Origin of the sequence: Blattabacterium cuenoti (genome assembly GCF_014251255.1) — a bacterium.
GTDB lineage: Bacteria > Bacteroidota > Bacteroidia > Flavobacteriales > Blattabacteriaceae > Blattabacterium > Blattabacterium cuenoti_W.
In genome coordinates this window covers 185,401-211,006 of the sequence record NZ_CP059182.1, presented here as the reverse complement: position 1 = coordinate 211,006, position 25,606 = coordinate 185,401, and the positions used below count along the sequence as shown (strand labels likewise).

The 25,606-nt window shown below is 27.0% G+C and carries 24 protein-coding genes; 16 read left to right on the top strand and 8 right to left on the bottom strand.

Annotated elements, in window-relative coordinates; translation table 11 throughout:
* Positions 1 to 34 precede the first annotated feature (34 nt).
* Both serS and metF read left to right on the top strand, forming a co-directional pair.
* Positions 35 to 1,321 (top strand): serine--tRNA ligase, encoded by a 1,287-nt coding sequence (gene serS, locus H0H77_RS00970; protein ID WP_185851739.1) that lies wholly within the window; start codon positions 35 to 37, stop codon positions 1,319 to 1,321.
* A gap of 63 nt (positions 1,322 to 1,384) precedes the next feature.
* The gene (gene metF / locus H0H77_RS00965; protein WP_185851738.1) at positions 1,385 to 2,347 is read left to right on the top strand and encodes a methylenetetrahydrofolate reductase [NAD(P)H]; all 963 of its coding nucleotides are present in this window, start codon (positions 1,385 to 1,387) and stop codon (positions 2,345 to 2,347) included.
* A 4-nt stretch (positions 2,348 to 2,351) separates the two neighbouring features.
* Here the strand turns inward: metF and H0H77_RS00960 are convergent, their stop codons facing one another.
* Positions 2,352 to 3,335 (bottom strand): pyruvate dehydrogenase complex E1 component subunit beta, encoded by a 984-nt coding sequence (locus H0H77_RS00960; RefSeq protein WP_185851737.1) that lies wholly within the window; start codon positions 3,333 to 3,335, stop codon positions 2,352 to 2,354.
* Positions 3,336 to 3,368: 33 nt separating this feature from the next.
* Positions 3,369 to 4,055 carry a hypothetical protein gene (locus H0H77_RS00955; protein WP_185851736.1) on the bottom strand — a complete coding sequence of 229 codons (687 nt, stop codon included), beginning with the start codon at positions 4,053 to 4,055 and terminating at the stop codon, positions 3,369 to 3,371.
* 259 nt (positions 4,056 to 4,314) lie between these two features.
* Here H0H77_RS00955 and H0H77_RS00950 point away from each other — a divergent pair, with 259 nt between their 5' ends.
* Positions 4,315 to 4,944, top strand: a complete 630-nt coding sequence (locus H0H77_RS00950; RefSeq protein ID WP_185851735.1) for a bifunctional nuclease family protein — start codon at positions 4,315 to 4,317, stop codon at positions 4,942 to 4,944.
* On the opposite strand, the gene H0H77_RS00945 is transcribed toward H0H77_RS00950, so the two are convergent.
* Positions 4,927 to 5,457 carry a dihydrofolate reductase gene (locus tag H0H77_RS00945; RefSeq protein WP_185851734.1) on the bottom strand — a complete coding sequence of 177 codons (531 nt, stop codon included), beginning with the start codon at positions 5,455 to 5,457 and terminating at the stop codon, positions 4,927 to 4,929. The genes H0H77_RS00950 and H0H77_RS00945 overlap by 18 nt on opposite strands.
* Positions 5,458 to 5,483: 26 nt before the next feature.
* On the opposite strand from H0H77_RS00945, the gene H0H77_RS00940 reads away from it, so the two are divergent.
* Positions 5,484 to 8,138, top strand: a complete 2,655-nt coding sequence (locus tag H0H77_RS00940) for a valine--tRNA ligase (RefSeq protein ID WP_185851733.1) — start codon at positions 5,484 to 5,486, stop codon at positions 8,136 to 8,138.
* A gap of 6 nt (positions 8,139 to 8,144) precedes the next feature.
* Here H0H77_RS00940 and H0H77_RS00935 read toward each other — a convergent pair whose 3' ends face one another.
* The 3 genes from H0H77_RS00935 to ndk all read right to left on the bottom strand — a co-directional run bounded on the left by H0H77_RS00935 (position 8,145) and on the right by ndk (position 10,188).
* Positions 8,145 to 9,044, bottom strand: coding sequence for a TPM domain-containing protein (locus H0H77_RS00935; RefSeq protein ID WP_238783807.1), 900 nt, complete (start codon positions 9,042 to 9,044; stop codon positions 8,145 to 8,147).
* Positions 9,045 to 9,112: 68 nt separating this feature from the next.
* Complete coding sequence (locus H0H77_RS00930; protein ID WP_185851732.1) at positions 9,113 to 9,721, bottom strand: LemA family protein; 609 nt, start codon at positions 9,719 to 9,721, stop codon at positions 9,113 to 9,115.
* 29 nt (positions 9,722 to 9,750) lie between these two features.
* Positions 9,751 to 10,188: a nucleoside-diphosphate kinase gene (ndk, locus tag H0H77_RS00925; protein ID WP_185851731.1), complete on the bottom strand. Its 438-nt coding sequence runs from the start codon at positions 10,186 to 10,188 to the stop codon at positions 9,751 to 9,753.
* An 80-nt stretch (positions 10,189 to 10,268) separates the two neighbouring features.
* Here ndk and H0H77_RS00920 point away from each other — a divergent pair, with 80 nt between their 5' ends.
* The 11 genes from H0H77_RS00920 (at position 10,269) to rplT (ending at position 23,703) form a co-directional block, all read left to right on the top strand.
* Positions 10,269 to 12,719 carry an alpha-ketoacid dehydrogenase subunit alpha/beta gene (locus H0H77_RS00920; protein ID WP_185851730.1) on the top strand — a complete coding sequence of 817 codons (2,451 nt, stop codon included), beginning with the start codon at positions 10,269 to 10,271 and terminating at the stop codon, positions 12,717 to 12,719.
* 91 nt (positions 12,720 to 12,810) lie between these two features.
* The gene (locus H0H77_RS00915) at positions 12,811 to 13,872 is read left to right on the top strand and encodes a branched-chain amino acid aminotransferase (protein WP_185851729.1); all 1,062 of its coding nucleotides are present in this window, start codon (positions 12,811 to 12,813) and stop codon (positions 13,870 to 13,872) included.
* Positions 13,873 to 13,911: 39 nt separating this feature from the next.
* Positions 13,912 to 15,696, top strand: coding sequence for an arginine--tRNA ligase (argS, locus tag H0H77_RS00910; RefSeq protein WP_185851728.1), 1,785 nt, complete (start codon positions 13,912 to 13,914; stop codon positions 15,694 to 15,696).
* A gap of 39 nt (positions 15,697 to 15,735) precedes the next feature.
* On the top strand, positions 15,736 to 17,079 hold the full coding sequence (gene ffh / locus H0H77_RS00905) for a signal recognition particle protein (protein ID WP_185851727.1): 1,344 nt from the start codon (positions 15,736 to 15,738) through the stop codon (positions 17,077 to 17,079).
* Positions 17,080 to 17,226: 147 nt separating this feature from the next.
* On the top strand, positions 17,227 to 18,840 hold the full coding sequence (locus H0H77_RS00900) for a glycerol-3-phosphate dehydrogenase/oxidase (RefSeq protein ID WP_185851844.1): 1,614 nt from the start codon (positions 17,227 to 17,229) through the stop codon (positions 18,838 to 18,840).
* Positions 18,841 to 18,903: 63 nt separating this feature from the next.
* Positions 18,904 to 20,403 (top strand): glycerol kinase GlpK, encoded by a 1,500-nt coding sequence (gene glpK / locus H0H77_RS00895; RefSeq protein WP_185851726.1) that lies wholly within the window; start codon positions 18,904 to 18,906, stop codon positions 20,401 to 20,403.
* A gap of 58 nt (positions 20,404 to 20,461) precedes the next feature.
* Positions 20,462 to 21,208: an MIP/aquaporin family protein gene (locus tag H0H77_RS00890; RefSeq protein WP_185851725.1), complete on the top strand. Its 747-nt coding sequence runs from the start codon at positions 20,462 to 20,464 to the stop codon at positions 21,206 to 21,208.
* A 75-nt stretch (positions 21,209 to 21,283) separates the two neighbouring features.
* On the top strand, positions 21,284 to 22,561 hold the full coding sequence (gene thrS, locus H0H77_RS00885) for a threonine--tRNA ligase (protein WP_185851724.1): 1,278 nt from the start codon (positions 21,284 to 21,286) through the stop codon (positions 22,559 to 22,561).
* 29 nt (positions 22,562 to 22,590) lie between these two features.
* Positions 22,591 to 23,142, top strand: a complete 552-nt coding sequence (infC, locus tag H0H77_RS00880) for a translation initiation factor IF-3 (protein WP_185851842.1) — start codon at positions 22,591 to 22,593, stop codon at positions 23,140 to 23,142.
* 10 nt (positions 23,143 to 23,152) lie between these two features.
* Positions 23,153 to 23,341: a 50S ribosomal protein L35 gene (gene rpmI, locus H0H77_RS00875; protein WP_185851843.1), complete on the top strand. Its 189-nt coding sequence runs from the start codon at positions 23,153 to 23,155 to the stop codon at positions 23,339 to 23,341.
* An 11-nt stretch (positions 23,342 to 23,352) separates the two neighbouring features.
* Entirely contained in the window at positions 23,353 to 23,703 is a 351-nt protein-coding gene (gene rplT, locus H0H77_RS00870; RefSeq protein WP_185851723.1) for a 50S ribosomal protein L20, read from the top strand.
* A 9-nt stretch (positions 23,704 to 23,712) separates the two neighbouring features.
* On the opposite strand, the gene def is transcribed toward rplT, so the two are convergent.
* The gene (def, locus tag H0H77_RS00865) at positions 23,713 to 24,258 is read right to left on the bottom strand and encodes a peptide deformylase (RefSeq protein WP_185851722.1); all 546 of its coding nucleotides are present in this window, start codon (positions 24,256 to 24,258) and stop codon (positions 23,713 to 23,715) included.
* Positions 24,259 to 24,261: 3 nt separating this feature from the next.
* Positions 24,262 to 24,702, bottom strand: coding sequence for a Holliday junction resolvase RuvX (gene ruvX, locus H0H77_RS00860; RefSeq protein WP_185851721.1), 441 nt, complete (start codon positions 24,700 to 24,702; stop codon positions 24,262 to 24,264).
* Positions 24,703 to 24,821: 119 nt separating this feature from the next.
* Between ruvX and H0H77_RS00855 the strand changes: the two genes are divergently transcribed.
* Complete coding sequence (locus tag H0H77_RS00855) at positions 24,822 to 25,595, top strand: 2,3,4,5-tetrahydropyridine-2,6-dicarboxylate N-succinyltransferase (RefSeq protein WP_238783816.1); 774 nt, start codon at positions 24,822 to 24,824, stop codon at positions 25,593 to 25,595.
* Positions 25,596 to 25,606: the final 11 nt, after the last annotated feature.

Below are 25,606 nucleotides of genomic sequence, written 5' to 3'. Positions count from 1 at the left end.
TTGTATTTTTTTATACATGATTTAAATTTCTTTTATGCTTCAAGCATCTTTTATAAAGAAAAATAGAAAAAAAGTTTTATTAGGATTAAGTAAAAGAAACTTTTATAAGGTCGGTCTGATCGATGATATATTAATTTTAGATAAGAAAAAAAAGAAAATACAATATATTCTAAATGGTATATCAGAAAAAGAAAATTTAATATCTAAAAAAATAAGTCTTTTTCTTAAGAAGAAAGAAAATTGTTTAAATCAAATAAATTCTTTGAAAGAAGAATCTATTTGTTTAAAAAAACAAAAAAAAAACTTGAATATAGAATTCAAAAATATTGTTAGTAATTTAGAAGAAAAATTAAATCAAATTCCTAATATTCCTGATGAAAAAATAAAAAAAAATACAGAAAAAGATATTCTTTTTCAATATTTTCAAGAAAATCCTATTTGTAATTCTATTAAAAAAATTCTTCCCCATTGGGAACTGTCTAATAAGTTTCATTTATTTAGTTCTGATTTAGGAACAAAAATAAGTGGATCTGGATTTTCTGTTTTTATTGGAAAAGGGGCTTCCTTACAAAGGAGTTTAATCCAATATTTTTTAGATCAAAATATACGTGCTTCATATATAGAATATAGTTTACCTTATCTTATTAATGAAATGTCTGGATATTCCACAGGACAAATACCAGATAAAGAAGATCAAATGTATTTGATAGAAAAAGATAATCTTTATCTTATTCCAACTGGAGAAGTCCCTCTTATGAATTGTTTTAGAGATAATACTTTTCTAGAGAAAGATCTGCCTGTAAAAGCCACAACTTATACTTCTTGTTTTAGGAGAGAAGCTGGATCTTATGGATCTAAAGTACGAGGATTAAATAGATTACATCAATTTGAAAAAGTTGAAATTATTCAGATTACTACACCTAACACTTCTTACTATTACTTAAATGAAATGATTTTTCATATTAAAAAAATTTTAAAATCTTTAGAATTACCGTTTAGACTAATTCGTTTAAACGGAACAGATTTGGGTTTTTCTTCTGCAATGACTTATGATTTTGAAGTTTATTCTATAGGACAAAAAAAATGGTTAGAAGTAAGTTCTGTTTCAAATTGTACGAATTTTCAATCCAATAGATTACATCTTCGATGTAAAACTACTACAGGAAAAGGAAAAATGGAATTATGTCATACTTTAAATGGAAGCGCTTTGGCTTTACCACGTCTTATGTCCGCTTTATTAGAAAATAATCAAACGGAAAATAAAATCATTATTCCTAAAGTTTTAATTCCTTATACAGGATTTGATTCAATAGAATCATAAAATAATTGAATATATAAAAAAATATTAATATTGATTATTTCTCTCTAGAAGAATTCATTATGTATGAAAGTAATTGATCATATAGCTAAAGCTAAAAAAAAAAGTTTGTTTTCTTTTGAAATCTTACCTCCTTTAAGAGGACATGATATTAAAGACATTTTTTATACTTTGGATCCTTTAATGGAATTTAACCCTCCTTTTATTGATGTGACATATCATCGTGAAGAATTTATTTATGTGGAAAAAGAAAATGGACTTTTACAAAAAAAAACTATTTCAAGACGTCCAGGAACTGTAGGGATTTGTGCTGCAATTATGAATAAATACGGAGTAGATGCAGTTCCACATCTTATTTGTGGTGGTTTTAATAAACAAATGACAGAAAACGCTTTAATAGATCTCAATTTTTTAGGAATAGATAATGTTTTAGTTCTTAGAGGAGATCCTCTTAAATCTGAAAAGAGTTTTTTTGCTAAAAAAGATGGACATCAATATGCAGTAGAATTAGTAAGACAAGTTCAAGATTTGAATAGAGGAAAGTATCTTGATAAGACTTTTGAACAAAAAAATGTACCATTATTTGATTTTTGTATTGGAGTAGCCGGATATCCAGAAAAACATTTAGAAGCTCCTAATATTGAAAGTGATCTCTTTTTTTTGAAAAAAAAAATAGAAGCTGGTGCAAATTATATTGTTACTCAAATGTTTTTTGATAATAAAAAATTTTTTTCTTTTGTTAAAAGATGCAGATCAGAAGGAATTTCTGTTCCTATAATTCCTGGAATTAAACCTATTTCTTCTAAAAAACAATTGAAAAGTCTTCCTTCTTGTTTTTATTTAAACATTCCCAATGAGTTAGTAAAAGAAATTGAAAAAGCTCAAGATAAAAAGATAGTTTCTTCTATTGGAATAGAATGGGCAATACATCAATCCAAAGAGTTAAAAAACTCTGGAGTAGAAGTAATTCATTATTATACTATGGATAAACCAGAAAATATTTATAAAATAGTTCAAGCAATTTATTAATAATTTAAAAAGTATAGTAAAGAGTTTCTTTGATAGCTTTTATTATTTTTTCTTTATTAGGAAACCAATCTTTAATTAAATTGGAAGCATAAGGAGCAGGTGTATCTAGAATTGTGATTCTATTGATAGGAGCATCTAAATAATCAAATGCTTTTTTTTGTACGATATACGAAACTTCAGATGCTATTGAAGAAAATGGCCATGATTCTTCTAAAATTACTAAACGATTGGTTTTTTTCACAGAGAAAAGTATAGATTCGTAATCTAATGGACGAATAGTTTGAATATCTATTATTTCTACACTAATATTTTCTTTATCTAATTCTTTTGCTATGGTTAAAGCCATTTTCATAATTTTACCAAAGGTAACTAAACTTATATCAGTTCCTTCTTTTTTGATATCCGCTTTTCCAATAGGAAGAAGATATTCTTCTTCTGGAATCATCATTGTATCTCCATACATTTGTTCAGATTCCATGAAAATTACAGGATTATTATCTCTTATTGCAGATTTTAAAAGTCCTTTTGCATCATATGGATTACATGGAATAACAACTTTTAATCCAGGACAACTTGCATACCAACTCTCAAAGGATTGAGAATGTGTAGCTCCTAGTTGACCAGCAAAACCAGTTGGACCTCTAAAAACAATAGGAATATTCCATTGCCCTCCACTCATATAACGTATTTTGGCTGCATTATTAATAATTTGATCCATTGCTATTAAAGAAAAGTTAAATGTCATAAATTCAATAATAGGTCTACATCCATTCATAGCAGAACCCACTCCTATTCCAGAAAATCCTAATTCCGATATAGGAGTGTCAATAACTCTTTTGGGACCAAATTCATCTAGCATTCCTTTAGAAGCTTTATAGGCTCCATTGTATTGAGCGACTTCTTCTCCCATAAGATATATGGAACTATCTCTTCTCATTTCTTCACTCATAGCTTCAGCTATTACTTCTCTAAAGGTCATCTCTTTCATAATAAAAAAAATCATTCAGTTAAAAAAAATTAATTATTGTTTTTTTTGTTCTGGATTTGTTGTAGGAGTGGGAGTAGGAGGAGTAGAAGAAATAGTCTTTTGTATTTTTTCTTGTATCTTGAGAAGATTTAATCGTTTGTTTTTTGCTCTTTCTATTGTTTTGATAATGTCACTTAAAAGATTTTTTTTGCTTTGAAGACCATCTAATCTTCCTACTCTCATATCTTTATAAATTTCATATTCTTTTCTAGCTTTCAATTGTTCTTCAGATCCGTTGGGAGAAGTCTTCATTTTTTTTCTTCTTCCTTTCACTTTATCTAAAAATCTTTTATGAACTATAATCATATTTACATACTCTTTTTCATGGAAATCCCCCTCTTTTTCTAATCTTCCTATTGTTTTTTCCGTTTTTTTGATTTTCTCTTCTATCATTTTTAAATCACTATTTGAAAAATTTTTTTTTTCCAAAATAAGATCGTCATTTTCATCATTTTCTTCATGATAATAGTTAAAATTTGAAGGAGGATCAGATAAATAAGAATAGGATAATGGAAATTGAGAATCTAGCATTTGAACAGGTGGAATAGGTCTATAATAAGAAAGAGGATCTTGTTCCTTTTCATTTTTTTCAGTAAAAGAAATTTCATCATGACAAGATGCCAAAAAGGTTCCTAACATTATAGAAAAAATTGTTGAAATTATAAATCTAGTAGTATTCATAATAATAATTTTTATTGAAAATTCACTCTAATTGAATTAGATTCATTCTTGTTTTCACTTGCACTGACTTTATGCTAATATATAAAAATATTCTTCTATTATATAGAACAACAATATAACGACAATAAATTTTTATTAGGATTTTTTCTTTATTTAGCTTGATTTATAACTTGGTTTATGAACCAAAATAAAAATGTAAAAATAAAAAGTTACTTTCAAATTTAGTATATTTAATCAATATTTTTGATATATTTTTTCTATGGAAAAAAAACTCATCAAATTAGCTATACGTGGAATATCCTTGAGTCAAATACAATCCGGAATATATGTTTTATTGTTAGAAGAAGAAGGAGCTGGAAGAATAAAACTCCCCATTATCATAGAAAGTTTACAGGCTCAATCTATTGCTTCCGCTTTAGGAAAAAGAGATCCATCCAGATCTTTTACTCATGATCTATTTTTTACTTTTTCTAAAATATATTACATTAATATAAAAGCAGTTGTAATATATAAATTAGTCAATGGAATATTTTTTTCTTATATTTTATTAAAGAAAGAGAAAGAAAAAAAAGAACATAAAATAGATTCAAAAACATCTGATGCAGTAGCTTTAGCTGTACGATTCCAAGCTCCTATTTATACTACGAAAGAAATATTTGATAAAGCTGGCATCTATTTTGAAAATGGATTTCCTCTTTCTCAAGAGGAAAATGAGAATTATGAAGGAAGTTTTGAAAAAACTATTCCTATTTTCTTTAAAGAAAGAACTCAACAAGAGTTAGAAAAAATGACTGAAAAAGATCTTAATGTTTTATTAAATCATGCAGTCATTAATGAATGTTATGAACTTGCGGCACGTATTAAAAAAGAATTAGATAGAAGAGAGTAAAGCATTTTTTTTTTCATATCTTATGAAACTATAATTATACAAATGATGTCTATCTTTTTCATTAAAAAATTCATATATTTTTTTCCACTTTTTTAAATCGATTTTTGGGAATCGTGTGTCTCCATTAAATTTTTCGTGAACAATAGTTAGTTCTATAATGTTTGCTTTTTTGATTGTAGAATTATAGATTTTCTCTCCTCCTATAACGAATATTCTATCGTAGTTTAAATGATATATCTCTTCCAAAGAAGAAAGTATTTTAACATTATTATTATTTTTTATTATATTTAAATGATTAGATAAAAAATGTATTTTATTTTTTGTTAAAATAATGTTTTTTCTTTTTGGAAGAATTTTTCCAATAGATTCAAAAGTTTTTCTTCCCATAAGAACTACTTCTCCAAAAGTAAGTTTTTGAAACCGTTTTAAATCATTAGGTAAATGCCACATTAATTTATTCTTTTTTCCTATAAATCCATTTTTAGAAACAGAAGCAATCAAGATAATCATCATTTATTATTTTTTTTTATATTTAATTCATGGATATTTCTATTAAATATGATCCAAAATTTGTAGAAGAAAAAATATATCATCGTTGGATGAAGGGAAATTACTTTGTTTCTTATCCAGACAATAGAATCCCTTATACAATTTTAATGCCTCCACCCAATATTACTGGAATCCTTCATATAGGACATATTTTGAATAATACTATACAAGATGTATTGATTAGACATGCTAGAATGAAAGGGTATAATTCCTGTTGGATACCTGGAACGGATCATGCTTCTATTGCCACAGAAGCAAAAGTTGAAAATGTATTAAAAAAACAAGGATTATCAAAAATTATTATAGGAAGAGAAAAATTTTTATATCATGTTTTAGAATGGTATAAAAAACATAAAGATATTATTTTTAATCAGCTAAGAAAATTGGGGTGTTCTTGTGATTGGAACAGAACTCAATTTACTATGAATAAAAATTTATCTCAATCTATTACAAAAATTTTTATAGACTTGTATGAAAGAGGATATATATACAGGGGTTATCATGTCGTGAATTGGGATCCGGAAGCAAGAACCACTCTTTCTGATGAAGAGGTGATTTATAAAGAAAAGAAAGGAAAACTTTTTTATATAAAATATAAAATAAAAGGAGAAAGAAATAATTATATCACTGTTGCCACAACTCGTCCTGAAACAATATTTGGAGATACTGCTGTTTGTTTTCATCCAAACGATTTGCGTTATTCTCATTTAATAAAAAAAAAGGTTATAGTTCCAATAATAAATAGAGAAATTCCTGTTATTCAAGATTTATCTGTAGACCCAAATTTTGGAACAGGATGTTTAAAAATAACTCCAGCTCATGATATTAACGATAAAAATATTGCTGATAAATACCACTTAGATGTTATAAATATTTTTAATGAAGATGCAACTCTCAATGAAAAAGGACTTCATTACAGAGGAATGGATCGTTTTGAAGTTAGAAAAAAAATTATTGAAGAATTATCTCACTTGAAAAGTTTAGTTAATATAGAAGAAAATTATAACCATAAAATAGGTTTTTCAGAAAGAACTCAATCTATAATTGAACAAAAATTATCTTTACAATGGTTTTTAAAAATGAAAAAAATATCTCTTCCTGCTGTAGAAGCAGTCAAAAAGGGGAAAATTAAATTTCATCCAAGTAAATTTGAAAAAATTTATTTTCAATGGATGAATAAAATTCGCGATTGGAATATATCTAGACAATTATGGTGGGGGCATCGTATTCCTGTTTATTTTTATGGAAAAAACAATGATGATTTTGTTGTAGCAGAAAATTTGGAAGAAGCCTTAAAAAAGGCTAGAAAAAAAAGCAAAAATAAAAAATTGAGATCCGATCAAATTTGGATGGAAACAGATGTTTTAGATACTTGGTTTTCCTCTTGGATTTTACCTATATCTGTATTTGACGGAATTTATAATCCTAATAATCAGGAAATATCTTATTATTATCCTACTGAAGATTTAGTTACAGGTTCTGATATTTTATTTTTTTGGGTAGCACGTATGATTATAGCAGGATTTTTCTTCCAAAAAGAAAGACCATTTAAAAATGTTTATTTTACAGGAATAGTGAGAGATTCTCTCAATAGAAAAATGTCTAAATCATTAAACAATTCTCCAAATCCTATGGATTTGATTGAAGAATATGGAGCAGATGCTGTACGTATGGGAATCATGCTTAGAGCAAGTGCAGGAAAAGATTTTCATTTTGAAGAAAAAATATGTTTACAAGGAAGAAATTTTTCTAACAAAATATGGAACGCTTTTCGTTTGATCCAAAATTGGAAAATATCCAATAAAAAAACAAATATTTCCGAGTCATCTAAGATTGCTTTAATATGGTTTGAAAATCGTTTTTATTATGTTCTAGAAATTTTAGAAAAATATTTTAAAGAATATAAATTGGATGAATCGTTAATGATTTTATACAAATTTATTTGGAATGATTTTTGTTCTTATTTTCTTGAAATTATTAAACCTATTTCTTCTGATAATTTTATATCAAAAACTGTGTATTTGAACACTATCAAATATTTTGAAAACTTGTTAAAGTTACTGCATCCTTATATGCCTTTTATTACAGAAAAAATATGGAATCTTCTTAAAAAAAGAACTTTAGAAGAAGCGTTAATTATTTCTCCTTGGCCTAAAAAAAAATCATATAACCATGAGATATTAGTTTCTTTTGAAAAAGCTATACAAATTGTATCTCAAATACGACATATAAGGAATATAAGAGGGATTCCTTACAAAAAAAAACTTGTGCTATTTTCAATAAATCATCATAAAAAAAAATGTGATTCAGTTATTTTAAAATTAGCCAACTTATCTCAAATTATTATGGGTTTGAAAAAACCAAAACAAGGTCAATTGTTTCCTTTTTTTTCAGGAAAAGAAAAATATTTTTTATCTTTCATAAAAGACGAAAATGATGATTTATATAAAAAAATGGATGTGATTCAAATTGAAAAAAAAATTCAATATTTTTCTAATTTATTATCCATGATACGGAAGAATTTATCAAACAAAAAATATGTCATGTCCGTCCCAAAAAAAATTCTTTTAAAGGAAAAAAAGAAAGAAAATGATACTATTGAAAAAATAGCGAATTTAAAAGAATATTTAAAAAATTATAAATAAAATTTCTCACCACTTATCACTAGATCCACCACCTCCAAATAATCCTCCTCCCCCAAATCCATCAAATCCATCAAAATTATCTTCATTTTCATTGTGATTTTGTAAATGTTGATTTTTTAATAAAAAGTCTGTTAAAATTGTATTCATGAATAATGAATAAAATTCTATTTCTATTTTATTTTTTTTAGATATAGATAGGAAAAATGTCATCAATAAAACACTGATAGGAAACAAAAGGAAATATAGCGAGAAATAATGATTTTTATATTTTTTTTCGTTATGGATATTTAAATAGAGTTTTTTCTTTTCTTTTTCATTAAAAAATTTCTTCTTCAAAAGAACAAAAATTTCGTTGGTACTAAAATCTAAAGCTTTATAAAAAAGATTTCTTCTCAATAGAGGTTTTGTTTTTTGTATGATTCTTTTACTAGAAAAATCGGTAATATATGGTTCTATTCCATATCCATTTTGGATGGACATTTTTTTATCTTGAATAGATAATAATATCATAACTCCATTATCTTTATGTTTTTTTCCAATCTTCCATTGGTCCCCCCATTTGCAAGCCAAAAGATTTGGATCTTCTCCATGAAGATTTTGTATTATACAAACTACAATTTCTGTAGATGTTATTTTAGAATATGAAAAAAGTTTTTTATTTAAAGTATTTCTATGAGTTTTTGACAATATTCCTGCATAGTCTTGAACAGGATATATTTTTTTAATTCCAGGTGTCGGTTCAGGGATATTAAATTTTCCTTGCACCAGATTAGTTGTGCAAATAAATAAAAAGAATAAAAAATTTATAGTTTTTATTATGTAATTTTTTTTTATCATTACAAATTTTTTTTCGTTTTTCATAACATACAAACTTAATACTTTTTGTTCATATTCATAATATGACATAACATAAACTTAAATATAATTAAAAATTAATCATTTTTTCATTCTTTTTTTTTATGAAAATTAATGTTTTATTCATTATTATGAAAATATACATCAGGAGCTTTTTTTGATCCTATTTGAGATTGAAAATAACCTTTTTCTTTAAATTGAGGAAAAAAATTTGCAATTATAAATTTAGGAAATTGATTTCTATAAATGTTAAAGTTATTTACTTTATCATTAAAACGATTTCTTTCTACATTAATACGATTTTCTGTTCCTTCTAATTGGTTTTGTAATTCATAAAAATTTTGTGTGGATTTAATATCTGGATAATTTTCTACAATTAATAAGAATCTGTTAACAGAATTGTTAAACTCTTCTTGTACTTTTTGAAACTTGTTGATTTGATTTTGACTTAAATCATTTGAATTTATATTAGTAGAAGTTGCTTTTGCTCTTTCTTCTATTATTTTATGGAGTGTTTTTCTCTCAAAATTAGCAGATCCTTTGACTGTATTCACTAAATTTGGAATGAGATCTGCTCTACGTTGATAAACAGTTTCTACTTGTCCCCATTGTGTTTTTATATTTTCATTTAATTTAACCAATTGATTGTATGTTCCAGTGATCCACATTCCTATTACAAATAGAAATATCAAAATAGTGGAAATTGTAATTAAAAAAACTTTTTTCATTTTTTTTTTAATTTTTGACCAAAAATTTCTTATTTAAGAAAAATTTCTATATTAGAAAAATAAAATTGACATTCTTTAAAAGCATTTTTATTGCTATCTGATCCATGAATAGCGTTTTTTTCTAAAGAACTTGCATATAGTTTTCGTATGGTTCCTTCTGCTGCGTAAATTGGATTGGTATTTCCTATTAAAATTCTGAAATCTTTTACTGCATTTTCTTTTTCTAGAAGAACAGAAACAATAGGACCAGAGGATATAAATTCTATTAAAGAATCAAAAAATGAACTTTTTTCATGTTCTGAATAAAATTTTTTTGCTGACTTTTTTGAAAGTTCCATCATTTTCAGCGCTCTAATATGAAACCCTGCGTTTGTTATCCTATATAGGATATCTCCTGTATATCCTTTTTTTACTGCATCAGGTTTTATAATGGCACATGTAATTTTTCCATTTAAATGGGAAATCATAAATGTATTTTTTTTTCTTTATTTCATATAATGAAAATTACTGTATTTTACAAAAATAAAATTTTTGTCTATCAATGATCATGAATAAAAAGAATAAGAATAATGAAAATGAAATTTCATCTTTTGATTCCTTTCAAAAAAGAATTTTAAATGATTATAAATTAGCACGTATTAGTCGTGAAACAAGTCTTTTAGGAAGAAAAGAAGTCTTAAATGGGAAAGCTAAATTTGGAATATTTGGAGATGGAAAAGAGATTCCTCAATTGGCTATGGCAAAAGTTTTTAAAAATGGAGATTTTCGGTCTGGATATTATAGAGATCAAACTTTTATGATGGCTATTGGAGTTTTGAATGTTAGAAATTTTTTTTCTCAGTTATATGCACATTCTGATTTAGATGCCGAACCTGTTTCATCTGGAAGAATGATGACTGCACATTTTGGGACACGTTTATTAAATAATCATAATGGGAGTTGGAAAAATCTTGTAGATCAAAAAAATTCTATTGCGGATATTTCTTCTACAGCAGCTCAAATGCCAAGACTATTAGGTTTAGCTCAAGCTTCTAAAATTTATAAAGAATTAAAAAATTTAAGAAAAACACATAAAATATTTTCCAATAATGGAAATGAAGTAGCATTTGGAACTATTGGAAATGCAAGTATTTCTGAAGGATTATTTTGGGAAACTGTGAACGCGGCATCCGTTTTGCAAATACCTATTATTCTTTCTATTTGGGATGATGAATATGGAATTTCAGTTCCTAATAAATACCAATTTTCAAAAAAAAACATCAGTGATCTTTTATCTGGATTTCAGAGAAGAAAAAAAGAAAATGGAATAGAAATTATTCGTGTAAATGGATCTAATTATATGGATCTTACAAAAAGATATGTTCAAGCAGAAAAAATAGCTCGTAATGAACATATTCCAGTAATTATTCATGTTACTGATTTAACTCAGCCTCAAGGACATTCTACATCTTCATCACATGAAAGATATAAATCCAAAGAACGTTTAGAATGGGAAATGAAAAATGATGGAATAAAAAAATTCAGAGATTGGATTTTGAATTTTAAAGTTCAAACAGATAAAGGAGTTTTTCGTAACATTGCTAATGTTCATTCTTTAAATCAAATAGATATAGAAGCTAAAGAATATGTTAAAAAAGAACAAGAGATGGCTTGGGAAGCTTTTCAAAATCCTATTGAAAAAATAAAGGATGAAGCTGTTTTTTTTCTAAAAAAATTACAATACTCATTTCCTAATGAGAAATGGATTCAAAAATTTGTTAAAGAATTACATTCTTTTTCTTTTAATAAGGAGAAACATTTTTTAAAAAAATCCATTTTTCGTGTAGTACGAAAATCTTTATATTTTCTGGAAAATAAAAAATCTTCTTGTAAAGATATTTTGAAAAAATGGATAAAAAAAAAATATAATAAAGAACAAGAAAATTATTCTTCACACTTGTATAGTCTTTCTGAAAAAGCATCGGTAAAAATAACAGAAGTTCTTCCTGTATATAATAGGAAAACTTCTTTTGAAGTAGATGGAAGAATTGTTTTAAGAGATAATTTTGATAAATTATTAGAATTATATCCTGATCTTTTAATTTTCGGAGAAGATGTAGGGAAAATAGGAGACGTTAATCAAGGATTAGAAGGCCTTCAAAAAAAATATGGAGAAACACGTGTTTTTGATACTGGAATACGAGAATCAACTATCCTTGGACAAGGAATAGGTCTTGCAATGCGTGGACTTCGTCCTATAGTGGAAATTCAATATATAGATTATATATTATATGCTTTGCAAATCATGAGTGATGACCTTGCTTGTTTACAATATAGAACAAGAGGAGGGCAAAAAGCTCCTGTTATTATTAGAACTAGGGGACATCGTTTAGAGGGAATATGGCATTCTGGATCTCCAATGGGGGGGCTCGTTAATTATTTAAGAGGGATTTTAGTTCTTGTTCCTAGGAATATGGTAAAAGCAGCTGGATTTTATAATACTTTGTTATCTGGGGATGATCCAGCTTTAGTGGTTGAATGTCTTAATGGATATAGAATCAAAGAAAAATTACCAGAGAATTTGGGGTATTTTAGAACTCCAATAGGAATAGTGGAAATTACAAGAATAGGAAAAGATATTACCATTGTGACTTATGGTTCTACATGGAGAATTGTGAATGAAGCGGCAGAAGAATTGTCTAAAATTCATGTAGATACTGAAATTATTGATATTCAATCTTTATTACCTTTTGATATTAAAAAGGATGTTGTAAAAAGTTTAAAAAAAACAAATCGTTTATTAATTATAGACGAAGACGTTCCTGGAGGTGCATCTGCTTATCTACTACAAAAAATATTGGAAGAACAAAATGGATATTATTATTTAGATAGTCCTCCTATTACAATTACAGCTAAAGAACATAGACCTCCTTATGGATCTGATGGAGATTATTTTTCAAAACCCTCTGTCGAAAATATTGTGGAGAAAGTTTTGCAAATTATGCATGATAGTTCATAAAAACTATAAAAAAAAAAAAATATTTATTATTATCTTTGATTAAAATTGAACAAAAATTAAAATTAAGTTTTTTTTTATTGTTTATTGTTTTATGAAAATAGAAAAAATCTTGCATTCAAGGATAAAGGAAATGAATTTCAATGATATTTCTTTTGGAAATCATTATTCTGATCACATGTTTTTTTCAGAATTTAGAAATGGAAAATGGAAGAATTCTATTATTAAACCATTTGGAAATATATGGGTTTCTCCTATCTCTCTCGTTTTTCATTACGGACAAGCTGTCTTTGAAGGAATGAAAGCTTATAAAGATAAAAATGAAGAAGTATTTTTATTTCGTCCAGAAGAAAATTTTAAAAGAATAAATCGATCTGCTATTCGTTTAGAAATGCCTCCTATTCCAGAATCTATTTTTATGAATGGATTAAAAAAATTAATAGATATAGATAGAGATTGGATTCCTAAAAATTATGGACAATCTTTGTATATTCGTCCTTTTTTAATTGCAATAGATGGAGTTTTATCTGCTAAACCATCTAATGATTATTTATTTATGATTATATCTACTCCTGCGGGGTCTTATTATAAATCTCCTTTAAAAATAAAAATAGAAGAAAAATATAGTCGTTCTGCATCAGGAGGAGTAGGGTTTACTAAAGCTGCGGGAAATTATGCATCTTCTTTTTATCCCACTAGATTAGCGAAAGAAGAAGGATTTGATCAGGTTTTATGGACTGATTCATCTACTCATACATTAGTAGAAGAGTCTGGAACAATGAATGTTTTCTTTTGGTTAAAAAACAAACTCATTACTCCAAAAGCAAATGATAATATATTAAGTGGAATTACTTGTAAGAGTATTCTTTCTTTAGCAAAAAAAGAAGGGATCGATGTACAAGAAAGAGATTTAAAAGTTTCAGAAATCATAGATGGTTTAAAAAAAGGAGTCTTAAAAGAAGCTTTTGGATGTGGAACCGCAGTAGTGGTGAATTATTTTAAAACAATTAGTTATCAAGGAGATAATTTTTTTTTACCGGATCTTACAGAAAAAGAAAGAATTTCTCTTAAATTAAAAAAAAGTTTATTAGACATACAACATAATTTATCGGAAGATCCTTTTGGATGGAGATTTCAATTAAAGAAATATTTGTAGTAGGAAGAGTAGTAGATATTGATCTAATTTATTTTTTTTATGAATAGTAGTAGTAATAATGATTTTAAATCCATAGAGGAAGTGATAGAACAGGGTATTTCTATTTTATATGGGTTAAATCCTTGTCCAAAATTAGATTTTCAATATCAATACACCAAAAAAGAATATCCAGGAGATATTACTTTAATTTTGTTTCCTTTGTCCGGAAAATTAAAAGAACCTGTAGAAAAAATTGGAAAACATATTGGAAATTATGTCCATAACAAATTAATGGGATTTATATCTTTTTCTATTATTGGAGGTTTTTTAAATTTTATTTATGAGGATAAGTATTATCTTCATCTTTTAAAAAAAATGTTAATTAATGATTTTCATGATTTCAAATTACCATCTGAAAATATCATGGTAGAATATTCTTCTCCTAATGCGAATAAACCTCTTCACTTGGGACACATTAGAAACAGTCTAATTGGTTCTTCCGTATCAGAAATATTGAAAACAGTTGGACATAAAATAATAAGAATTCAAATAATTAATGATAGGGGAATCCATATATGCAAGTCTATGATAGCTTGGAAAGAGTTTGGAAAAGGAGAAACTCCAGATAGCGTAAAAATGAAAGGAGACCATTTTGTAGGAAAATATTATTGTTTATTTGATAAAATTCATCGTGAAGAAACTAAAAATAATGATAATCATTACAACAAACATAAAAAACAGAAGGAAAAAGTTTCAATTCTACAAAAGTCTAGGGATTTATTAAAAAAATGGGAATCTGGAGATAAAGAAACTATAAAGCTTTGGAAAAAGATGAATAAATGGGTTTATAGTGGATTTAAAGAGACTTATGAAAAACTAGGGATAACTTTTGATAAAATAGAATATGAAAGTAATCTTTATGAAATTGGAAAAAATATTCTAAAAGAAGGTCTCAAAAGAAGAATTTTTTTCCAAAAAAAAGATGGATCAATTTGGATAGATTTAATCAAAGAAGGTTTTGATCAAAAACTTCTTTTACGATCAGATAAAACTTCTGTATATATTACTCAAGATATAGGAACCGCTGTAGAACGTTTTAGGAAATACAAGATAGATAAATTAATCTATATTGTAGGAAAAGAACAAGATTATCATTTTCAAGTTCTTTTTATAATATTAAACCGTTTAGGATATAAATGGGTCAATAAATTATCTCATTTTTCTTATGGAATGGTTGATTTACCAAGTGGTAAAATGAAATCCAGAGAAGGAAACATTATAGATGCGGATAGTCTAATATTAAAAATGTATTCCATTGCTAAAAAAAATTTATTAAAAGATTTTTCAAAAAAAGAACAAAAAGAATATTCTAAAATAATAGGAATAGGAGCTCTAAAATATTATTTTCTTAAAGTAGATCCAAAAAAAAGAATTATTTTTTATCCTGAAAAATCTATAGATTTTAAGGGAAATACAGGAACATATATTCAATATACTTATTCTAGAATTCGTTCTTTAGAACGAAAATTTTTTGATTTATGTTCATTAACTAATGAATATTGGAATAATGCGAAATTTGATCCATATGAAAGAAACATGATTAAAATTCTTCAAAAGTATCCATTAGTATTAAGGAAATCCGCAGAGAAGTTGAATCCTTCTTTAGTCGCTAATTATATTTATGAAGTTTCTCAGGTTTTTAATCATTTTTATCAAAACAAAAAAATAATAGATCCTCTAGATATTATTCATAGTAATATTAGAATGAATGTTATTCATGTAACAGGAAATATTTTAAAAGATGGAATGAAATTATTAGGAATAAAAATGCTTGATCGTATGTAGGAGCAAAAGAAAGTCGTCCTAAAAAAAAATAATTCAATTATGTTTGAACAATTACAAAAAAAATTGGAAAAAGCTCTTCATGTTTTGAAGGGAAAGAATAGAATCACTGAAAAAAACATTGCAAACACATTAAAAGAAATACGGATAGCTCTTATAGATGCAGATGTGAATTATAAAATTGCTAAAACATTTATTCAAAATGTAAAAGAAAAATCTATTGGAAAAAAAGTTCTTACTTCTTTAAATCCAAAACAATTAATTATCAAAATAGTATACGATGAACTTGTATCCCTTATGGGGGGGGAAAGTACAGAAATAAATTTAGACAAAAAACCTTCCATTATTTTAATATGTGGATTACAGGGAAGTGGAAAAACTTCTTTTTCTTCCAAATTAGCTTTTTTTTTGAAAAAAAAAAATAAATCAAAATCCCCTTTGTTAGTAGCTGCAGATATTTACCGTCCTGCAGCTATAGATCAATTGAAAATTATTGCAGAAAAAGCAAATCTTCCTGTTTTTTCTAAAAACAGTCAAAATGTAATAGAAATTGTTAAAGAATCTATTTTTTATGCTAAAAAAAAAGATCATGATGTGATTCTCATTGATACTGCTGGAAGATTGGCTATTAATAAAACAATGATGGATGAAATTCAAGAAATTTATTTATCCTGTCATCCAAATGAAACTTTGTTTGTTGTAGATGGAATGACGGGACAAGATGCTATAAATACCGTTCAAATTTTTTCTCAAGTTTTGAATTTTGACGGAATAGTTATGACAAAGTTAGATGGAGATAGCAGAGGTGGAGCAGCTATTACTATGTCTAAGATTGTGGGAAAACCCATTAAATTTATTAGCAATGGAGAGAAAATAGAAGATATAGAAATTTTTTATCCAGATAGAATAGCTAATAGAATTTTAGGAATGGGAGATATTGTTTCTTTTGTAGAAAAAGTTAAGGAACAATTTGATAAGGAAAGAACTCAAAAAATTTATAATAAAATTTCAAAAAACCGTTTTAATTTTGAGGATCTTTTAGAGCAAATTCAACATCTAAAAAAAATAGGAAACATAAGAAATATTATATCTATGATTCCTGGAATAGAAAGTTTTTTTGGAAAAACAACTACTAAAAAAGATTCTTTTAAAAGAATAGAATCTATCATTTTATCCATGACTCCCTATGAAAGAAATAATCCTAAAAAACTTGATGATGTTATAAGAAAAAAAAGAATATCAAAAGGGTCCGGAGTTTCATTAAAAGAAATTGATCTTTTTTTAAAACAATTTGATATTATAAGCAAAATGATGAAAACTATTAATATGAATTCTAATTCTGGACAACAAATGATAAAAAATTTTTTATCAAAAATAAAAAGATAAATTTACTTATAATTATAAAATATTTAATCAATTTTGATAATAATTGTCTACTATTGAAAATATTTTTAATTTTGTCCATTTAATATTTAAAATTTTTTTATATTATTTGTCGTTTTTAAATTATTATATGAATTGAATGAGGAACCCATGATGAAAGGTTTTTTATTAAATAGAGATAGATTTTTGAAGATTTTAGATGATATAAATGTTTGGGATGTTATCATTATTGGAGGAGGAGCCACAGGATTAGGAATTGCTTTGGATTCAGCTTCTAGGGGATATAAAACTCTTCTTTTGGAACAATCTGATTTTTCCAAAGGAACTTCTAGTAGAAGTACTAAATTAGTTCACGGAGGAATACGGTATTTAGCTCAAGGAAATATTAAATTAGTTTATGAAGCATTACAAGAAAGAGGTCTTTTGTTGCAAAATGCTCCTCATTTAGTTAAGATACAACGATTTGTTATTCCAATTTTTAGTTGGAGAATGGGTTTTTTGTATTGGAGTGGTTTAAAACTTTACGAATGGTTAGCGGGTTCACTAAGTTTTGGAAAATCCAAATTTTTATCCAAAAAGGAAATATTAAATATTTTTCCTGAAATGAAACCTGATAAGTTAAAAGGAGGAATTTTATATTATGATGGTCAATTTGATGATTCTCGTTTAGCTATTAATTTAGCACAAACTTGCGTTAAAAAAGGAGGCGTCTTGTTAAACTATTTTCAAGTAAAAAATCTTATCAAGAAAGTTGGAAATAAAATATCTGGAGTTGTAGCGGATGATCTTGAAACGAAAAAAAAATATTCTATTTATTCCAAAATAGTTATTAATGCAACTGGAGTATTTTCTGATTCCATTTCAAAAATGGATCAATGTACATGTCCCATTTTGATAAAACCTAGTCAAGGAACACATATTGTGTTAAAAAGATCTTTTTTTAGTAGTTCTAATGCTATAGTAATACCAAAAACTTCTGATGGAAGAATTTTGTTTAGTGTTCCATGGTATGATCATGTTTTAGTAGGAACTACAGATACTTTTTTGGATAAATGTATTCTTGACCCCAAACCTTTAGAAAAAGAAATAGACTTTATTTTGCAAACTTTCAAAAAATATTTTATCCATTCTCCTAGAAAATCTGATATATTAAGTGCTTTTTCAGGATTACGACCTCTTGTTGTTCCTCACCATTTATCTTCTACTACTTCCGCTAAAGATATTTCTAGATCTCATAAACTTATGATAAGTCCTTCTGGACTGGTTACAATTATAGGTGGAAAATGGACCACATATAGAAAAATGGCTGAGGAAACTGTTAATAAAGCTATTGAAATAGGAAATTTAAATAAAGTTCCTTCTTCAACAAAAAATATAAAAATTTATGGAGCTTTTTCTTACGAATGCAAGAATCCAAATTCTTATTGGAAAAAATATGGAGAAGATGAATATCATATTAAAAAATTAATTGAGGAGAATCCTTTATTAGGAGATTCACTTATTTCACAAACACAAAACACTTCTTATTATTGTACTAAGGCAGAAGTTATATGGATGGTACGTCATGAAATGGCTAGAACAATTGAAGATGTTTTAGCAAGAAGATTTCGTTTATTATTTTTAAATGCCAAAAAAGCAATAGATATAGCCCCAAGAGTAGCAGCATTAATGGCTCAAGAACTTTCTAAAGATGAAGAATGGGAAAAATCACAGGTAGCTGCTTTCAAAGAGTTAGCTATGCAATATTATTATCCAGTAGTTTGATATCGTTAATCGTTAATTCAAAAGTTGGAAACACCATTATTATCATCATTCACTAATATACTTATGAAAAAATATGTGCTATCATTAGATCAGGGAACCACTAGTTCTAGAGCTATTATTTTTGATAAAATTGGAAACATTATTTCTGTAGCTCAAAGAGAATTTACACAAATTTATCCTTCCCCTGGATGGGTAGAACATAATGCAGAAGAAATATGGTCTACACAAGCTTCAGTTGCTTTGGAAGCGATTTTAAAGGCAAATTTAGAAGGAGAGAATATTGTTTCAATAGGAATCACTAATCAAAGAGAAACTACTGTTGTCTGGGATAGAAAAACAGGAGAACCTATTTTCAATGCTATCGTTTGGCAAGACAGACGTACATCAGATTATTGTGATCAAATTAAATGTGACGGGTTAACTGAAATGATTAGAAAAAAAACGGGACTTATTATAGATCCATATTTTTCTGCCACTAAAATTAAATGGATTTTAGATAATGTTCCAGGAGCTAGAAAAAAAGCTTATTCTGGAACATTAGCCTTTGGAACTATAGATTCATGGTTAATTTGGAATTTAACCGGAAAAAAAATTCATGTGACAGATGTTACTAATGCATCTCGTACCATGCTTTTTAACATTCATACACTTAGTTGGGACCAAGAGTTAATCAACTTATTTGATATTCCGAAAACAATGCTTCCAGAAGTGAAATCTTCTAGTGAGATTTTTGGATACACTACTGGACACATTCTTTCTCATAAAATTCCCATATCTGGAATTGCAGGAGATCAACAAGCTTCTCTTTTCGGTCAAATGTGTACTAAAATTGGAATGGTAAAAAACACTTATGGGACAGGTTGTTTTATGTTAATGAATGTAGGAGAAACACCTGTTTTTTCTCAAAATAATTTAATTACTACCATTGCTTGGAAAATAAAGGATCAAGTTCAATACGCTTTAGAAGGAAGTGTATTTATTGCAGGAGCTGTTGTTCAATGGCTAAGAGATGGATTAGGGTTGCTTTTATCTTCTAGTGAAGCTGAAACACTCGCTTCTTCTGTAGAAAATACAGAAGGTATTTATATGGTACCAGCTTTTTCTGGATTGGGAGCTCCTTATTGGGATCAACAAGCAAGAGGAACTATCGTTGGAATTACGAGAGGAACTTCTTCTGCTCATTTTGTGAGAGCTGCTTTGGAAAGTATTGCTTTTCAAAATATGGATGTTCTTAAAGCTATGGAAGCAGATTCCGGTATTTCTATCAAAGAACTACGTGTAGATGGAGGAGCAACAGTAAATAAATTATTAATGCAATTTCAATCTGAAATTTTGAATGTAAAAGTTGTTAAATCCAAAATATCTGAACTTACAGCAGCTGGAGCAGCTTATTTAGCAGGATTAGCTGTAAATTATTGGACAAGTCTTGAAGAAATTCAAGACAAATGGCAATTAGAACAAATTTTTGAACCAAAAGGAATGTCAAATCGTTGGGAACGAATTCAAGGTTGGAAAAGAGCAGTAAAAACAACTCGTTCTTGGTCTTCCCACACAAACAAATAAAGAAAAATAAATCTGAAAAAGAAATAAAGGTTTTGTCTGTCTAAAATTTAAAAAAAATATGACAAAAATATATGCAGAAATAATAGGAACTATGATTCTAGTTTTTTTAGGAAATGGAGTTGTAGCTAATGTTTTTTTATCTAAAACCAAAGGACATGGACATGGAGATGGTGGATGGCTAACTATTTCTGTTGGATGGTCTTTAGCTGTTTTCATGGGAATTTTAGTTTCTTATCCTTATAGCGGAGCACATTTAAATCCATCTGTTACAATAGGGTTAGCTATAATTGGTAAATTTGATTGGATCCTTGTTCCTTATTATATTATTTCTCAATTCATAGGAGCAATGTTAGGATCTTTATTAGTCTGTATTTTATATAAGGATCATTTTTTAGAAACTAAAAATGAACAGTATAAATTATCTGTTTTTACGACGATTCCTTCTATAAAAAATTTTTTTTCAAATTTTTTAAGTGAAGTACTCGCTACTTTTATTTTTATATTTGTTTCTTTCTTTCTTACAGAAAAATTCATTGTTTTTCATGAAACAAAATATTCTATTGTAGAATTAGGATTAGGGGCTTTTTCATCATCTTTAATTGTATTAGGAATTGGATTATCTTTAGGAGGAACAACTGGATATGCTATGAACCCCGCTAGAGATCTAGGACCAAGAATTATTCATTCTATCATCCCAATCCCTGGAAAAGGAAAAAGTAATTGGAATTACGCTTTTATTCCTGTATTAGGCCCTATTGTAGGAAGTATAATTGCTTCTGCATTGTATTTATTTTTTTTATCATGATAAAAAAAAAACTTGTAACTTATTTCATATGATTTTTTCAGGTAATTTAGAGTAGTTAGTTTAGTTCCGTAGTGTATGTCAGTAGATAAATTGTCTTCAATTTCAAAAAAAAAAGAAGATACAAATATAGATCATAGAAAAATAGGTAAAAAATTAAAATTTTTTATTTTTTCTGACGAAGTAGGAACAGGATTACCATTGTGGTTACCTAGAGGAACAATTTTTAGAAAAAATTTAGAAGAATTTTTAACTAATATTCAAAAAGAATCAGGATATGAAATGATTGTGACTCCTCATATTGGACATAAAAAATTATATATTAGAAGTGGTCATTGGAATAAATATGGAAAAGATAGTTTTCAACCAATTCAAACTCCTCGTCAAAAAGAAGAATTTCTTCTAAAACCAATGAACTGTCCTCATCATTGTGAAGTTTACCGTTCACAAGAATGGTCTTATCGTGATCTTCCTAAACGTTTTGCAGAATTTGGAACAGTCTATCGTTATGAAAAAACTGGAGAACTTCATGGTCTGACAAGAGTCAGATGTTTTACACAAGATGATGCTCATATTTTTTGCACGTATGATCAATTATTAGAAGAATTTAAAAAAGTAATAAGTTTAGTTATTTACGTTTTTCGTCGTTTAGGTTTTTTAGAATATACAGTAAGAATCTCTCTTAGAGACCCAAAAAAAACCAATAACTATATTGGATCAGAAACAAATTGGAACAAAGCTGAAAAAATTATTTTAAGAATAGTTAAAGAAGAAAGAATAAAAGCATCTATAAATTATGGAGAAGCAGCTTTTTATGGACCAAAATTAGATTTTCTTATAAAAGATTCTTTGGGGAGAAATTGGCAACTAGGAACAATTCAGATAGATTATAATTTACCTGAAAGGTTTAATTTATATTATAAAGGAAAAAATAATGAAAAACATCGTCCCGTAATGATTCACCGTGCTCCTTTTGGTTCTTTAGAACGTCTTATAGCTATTATTATAGAACATACAAAAGGAAATCTTCCTTTATGGTTAGCTCCTAATCAGGTCGTTATACTTCCTATAAGTGATAAATATATAGTGTATGCAAAAAAAATTTTAAATTTGATGTTAAATAACGATATTCGTGTTTTTATTGATAGTAGGAATGAGAAGATTCATAAAAAAATAAAAGATTCAGAAGATTCTAAAATTCCTTATATGGTGATTTTAGGAGAAAAAGAAGAAAGAAACGAGATGATTTCACTTAGACGTCATGGAATAGGTCATATAGGAGTCTTCACTATTTCTAATGGAATACAAACCATTTTTAAAGAAAAAGAAACTAATAAAAAATTTTATACATTATAAAAAATAAATTTTCAAGAGGAAAGAAAAAAATTTTTCGTCCACTCCCTAGAAAAAAAGAGAAACATAGGATTAATACAAACATTGATTCCAGTAAAGTTCGTTTAGTAGGTATAGGTATAGGTGGAGATTCTTCTCTAAAGAATGGAATTTACTCTATACAAGAAGCTCTTCAGATTGCTCAATCTAAAGAATTAGATTTGGTTGAAATGAATCCTAAATTAGATCCTCCAGTATGCAAAATATTGGATTATAAGAAATTTTTGTATGAACAAAAAAAGAAAAAAAAGCAATTTAAAGCAAAACAAGTAAAAGTTAATACTAAAGAAATCAGATTTGGACCACAAATAGGAGATCATGATGGAAAAGTGAAAATAAAAAGTGCTGAAAAATTCTTAATGCGTGGAGATAAAGTAAAAGTATTTGTTTTTTTTAAAGGACGTTCTATCGTGTATAAAGATCAAGGAAAAATAAAATTGTTAAAATTTGCAGAAGAAATTGAAGAATATGGAAGAGTAGAACAAATGCCAATTATGGAAGGTAAAAGAATGTATATGATATTAGCTCCCAAAAAATTTTCATAATAATATGAATATGCCAAAATTAAAAACAAAATCAGGATCAAAAAAAAGATTTAAAAAAACATCTAGTGGATCTATAAAAAAGAAACATGCGTTCAAAAATCATCTTTTAACCAAAAAATCGAAAAGGAGAAAAAGAAATCTTTCTCGGTTTTCTATATTGAAAAATTCAGATAAAAAAAATATAAAAAAACAACTTTAATTGTTATTTAAATGCCTAGATCTACAAATGCAGTTTCCTCTAGAAGAAGAAGAAAAAAAATACTTAAATCAGCAAAAGGTTTTTATGGAGCAAGAAGTAAAGTTTATACAGTGGCAAAAAATGCTGTAGAAAAATCTTTCAGTTATGCTTTTTCAGGAAGAAAAAGAAGGAAAAGAGATTTTAAATCTCTTTGGATTCAACGTATTAACGCTGGAATCCGTAAATCAGGAAAGATGTCTTATTCTGTTTTTATGAAAAAATTATCCGATAAAAAAATTAAACTTAATAGAAAATTTCTTTCCGATTTTTCTATGAATGATCCAAAAACTTTCAAAAAAATAGTTGATTACATTATTTCATAATAATTTTTTTTATTTTTTTAATAAATGAATTAATTTTTCTTTTACTAATTTTTTCTTATAAGAAGAAAAAGAATCTATAAAAAGTTTTCCATTAAGATGATCATATTCATGTTGAATTACTCTCGCACATATTCCTTTAAAAATTTGTTTCTTTTTTCTCCAATTGTGATCATAATATTCTATTAACACATGAGATTTTCTATTCACAAATCCCATGATTCCAGGAATGCTAAGACAACCTTCATAAAATTTACATTCTTCTCCATAGTGTTTTAATATTCTTGCATTAATAAAAACCTCTTTATAAGAATTATTTATTTTTTTTTTAGCATTCTTTGCTACTAATGTAGTTTCCTCTACTTTTAGTATAAAAAGTCTTATATTTTTTCCAATTTGAGGAGCGGCTAATCCTATTCCTTTGGCTGTATGTATCGTCTCGAACATATCTTTTATCAATTGATTTATATTTTTTCTACTACTACAAGAAAGAATGTCTACATCTAGACATTTTTTTCTAAGAATAGGATTTCCATAAATGATTATAGGTAAAACCATAATTTATTTTTTTTTATTCTCTCCTTTTTTTTTAAGATAAGTAAGATAAGATTGTAGAATAATAATAGCACTAATTTCGTTCAAAATTATTTTTTTTTTTCTCTTTTTTTTTTTGAATCCTAATTCAATCATAGTATCAAAAGCCATTTTAGATGTAAATCGTTCATCTAATCTTTCTATAAGAATTTTAGGATATTTTTTATGAAATTCATAAATAAATTTTTGAATAGACTTTTCTATGAAAGCATTTTTATTTTTTAATGTTTTTGGTAATCCTATAACAATTTTTTCTATTTTTTCATGATCTATAACCAGAGATAAAAAACTCATTAATTTTTTAGTGGGAATTGCATTTAGTCCAAATGCAAATATTTGTTTAGAATCTGTTATAGATAAACCAGTGATTACATTTCCATAATCTATTCCCAATATTTTTTTTGTCATTAGATATACTTGTTTTATTTTTTACTACTTTTGTTTCTTTTAAAGATTTGTGTCAAGTGAATACCCTTAAAAAAGATAATCTTAAATTAGAAATAGAAAAAGCTTGGAATAAAAAAAAAATGTGGAATTCAGATAGAAAGATACAAAATGTGGTAATTGAAGTTATAGATCATATAGAACAAGGAAACATAAGAGTTTCTGAATTTTTAAATGGAAAGTGGATAGTTAATGAATGGATAAAAAAAGCTATAATTATGTATTTTTCTGTTAGAAAAATGAATGTCCTAGAATTAGGACCATTAGAGTTTCATGATAAAATTCCTATAAAAAATAAATTTAAAGAAAAAGGAATTCGTGTTGTCCCTCATGCTGTAGCTCGTTATGGTTCTTATATTTCTCCTGGAGTGATTCTTATGCCTTCTTATGTCAATATAGGATCATATATAGGAGAAAATACAATGATAGATACATGGGCAACAGTAGGAAGTTGTGCTCAAATTGGAAGTCGTGTTCATATAAGCGGTGGAGTAGGAATAGGAGGAGTTTTAGAACCAATACAATCTTCTCCAGTTATTATAGAAGATGATGTTTTTGTTGGATCTAGATGCATTTTAGTAGAAGGAGTCCTTATAGAAAAAGAAGCCGTATTAGGGGCAAACGTTGTTTTAACTTCATCTACTAAAATTTTGGATGTGACAAATGAAGATCCTGTTGAGATGAAAGGGGTTATTCCTAAATCTTCTGTAGTTATCCCTGGATCTTATCCAAAAAAATTTCCTTCAGGAATATATCCTATTCCATGTGCACTAATTATAGGGAAAAGAAAAGAGAGTACAAACAAAAAAACTTCTTTAAATGAAGCATTAAGAATGCATAATCTTGTTAAGAATTAATATAAAAAAAA

Bases quoted from the DNA above. Each gene is read 5' to 3' on its own strand.
- H0H77_RS00945 (WP_185851734.1), bottom strand. From the start codon at position 5,457: ATGATGATTATCTTGATTGCTTCTGTTTCTAAAAATGGATTTATAGGA.
- thrS (WP_185851724.1), top strand. From the start codon at position 21,284: ATGTCAGTAGATAAATTGTCTTCAATTTCAAAAAAAAAAGAAGATACA.
- H0H77_RS00900 (WP_185851844.1), top strand. From the start codon at position 17,227: ATGATGAAAGGTTTTTTATTAAATAGAGATAGATTTTTGAAGATTTTA.
- H0H77_RS00890 (WP_185851725.1), top strand. From the start codon at position 20,462: ATGACAAAAATATATGCAGAAATAATAGGAACTATGATTCTAGTTTTT.
- H0H77_RS00915 (WP_185851729.1), top strand. From the start codon at position 12,811: ATGAAAATAGAAAAAATCTTGCATTCAAGGATAAAGGAAATGAATTTC.
- H0H77_RS00950 (WP_185851735.1), top strand. From the start codon at position 4,315: ATGGAAAAAAAACTCATCAAATTAGCTATACGTGGAATATCCTTGAGT.
- rpmI (WP_185851843.1), top strand. From the start codon at position 23,153: ATGCCAAAATTAAAAACAAAATCAGGATCAAAAAAAAGATTTAAAAAA.
- H0H77_RS00935 (WP_238783807.1), bottom strand. From the start codon at position 9,044: ATGTCATATTATGAATATGAACAAAAAGTATTAAGTTTGTATGTTATG.
- H0H77_RS00955 (WP_185851736.1), bottom strand. From the start codon at position 4,055: ATGAATACTACTAGATTTATAATTTCAACAATTTTTTCTATAATGTTA.
- rplT (WP_185851723.1), top strand. From the start codon at position 23,353: ATGCCTAGATCTACAAATGCAGTTTCCTCTAGAAGAAGAAGAAAAAAA.
- ndk (WP_185851731.1), bottom strand. From the start codon at position 10,188: ATGATTTCCCATTTAAATGGAAAAATTACATGTGCCATTATAAAACCT.
- H0H77_RS00960 (WP_185851737.1), bottom strand. From the start codon at position 3,335: ATGAAAGAGATGACCTTTAGAGAAGTAATAGCTGAAGCTATGAGTGAA.
- argS (WP_185851728.1), top strand. From the start codon at position 13,912: ATGAATAGTAGTAGTAATAATGATTTTAAATCCATAGAGGAAGTGATA.
- ffh (WP_185851727.1), top strand. From the start codon at position 15,736: ATGTTTGAACAATTACAAAAAAAATTGGAAAAAGCTCTTCATGTTTTG.
- metF (WP_185851738.1), top strand. From the start codon at position 1,385: ATGAAAGTAATTGATCATATAGCTAAAGCTAAAAAAAAAAGTTTGTTT.
- H0H77_RS00855 (WP_238783816.1), top strand. From the start codon at position 24,822: ATGTGGAATTCAGATAGAAAGATACAAAATGTGGTAATTGAAGTTATA.
- glpK (WP_185851726.1), top strand. From the start codon at position 18,904: ATGAAAAAATATGTGCTATCATTAGATCAGGGAACCACTAGTTCTAGA.
- H0H77_RS00920 (WP_185851730.1), top strand. From the start codon at position 10,269: ATGAATAAAAAGAATAAGAATAATGAAAATGAAATTTCATCTTTTGAT.
- def (WP_185851722.1), bottom strand. From the start codon at position 24,258: ATGGTTTTACCTATAATCATTTATGGAAATCCTATTCTTAGAAAAAAA.
- serS (WP_185851739.1), top strand. From the start codon at position 35: ATGCTTCAAGCATCTTTTATAAAGAAAAATAGAAAAAAAGTTTTATTA.
- H0H77_RS00930 (WP_185851732.1), bottom strand. From the start codon at position 9,721: ATGAAAAAAGTTTTTTTAATTACAATTTCCACTATTTTGATATTTCTA.
- H0H77_RS00940 (WP_185851733.1), top strand. From the start codon at position 5,484: ATGGATATTTCTATTAAATATGATCCAAAATTTGTAGAAGAAAAAATA.
- ruvX (WP_185851721.1), bottom strand. From the start codon at position 24,702: ATGACAAAAAAAATATTGGGAATAGATTATGGAAATGTAATCACTGGT.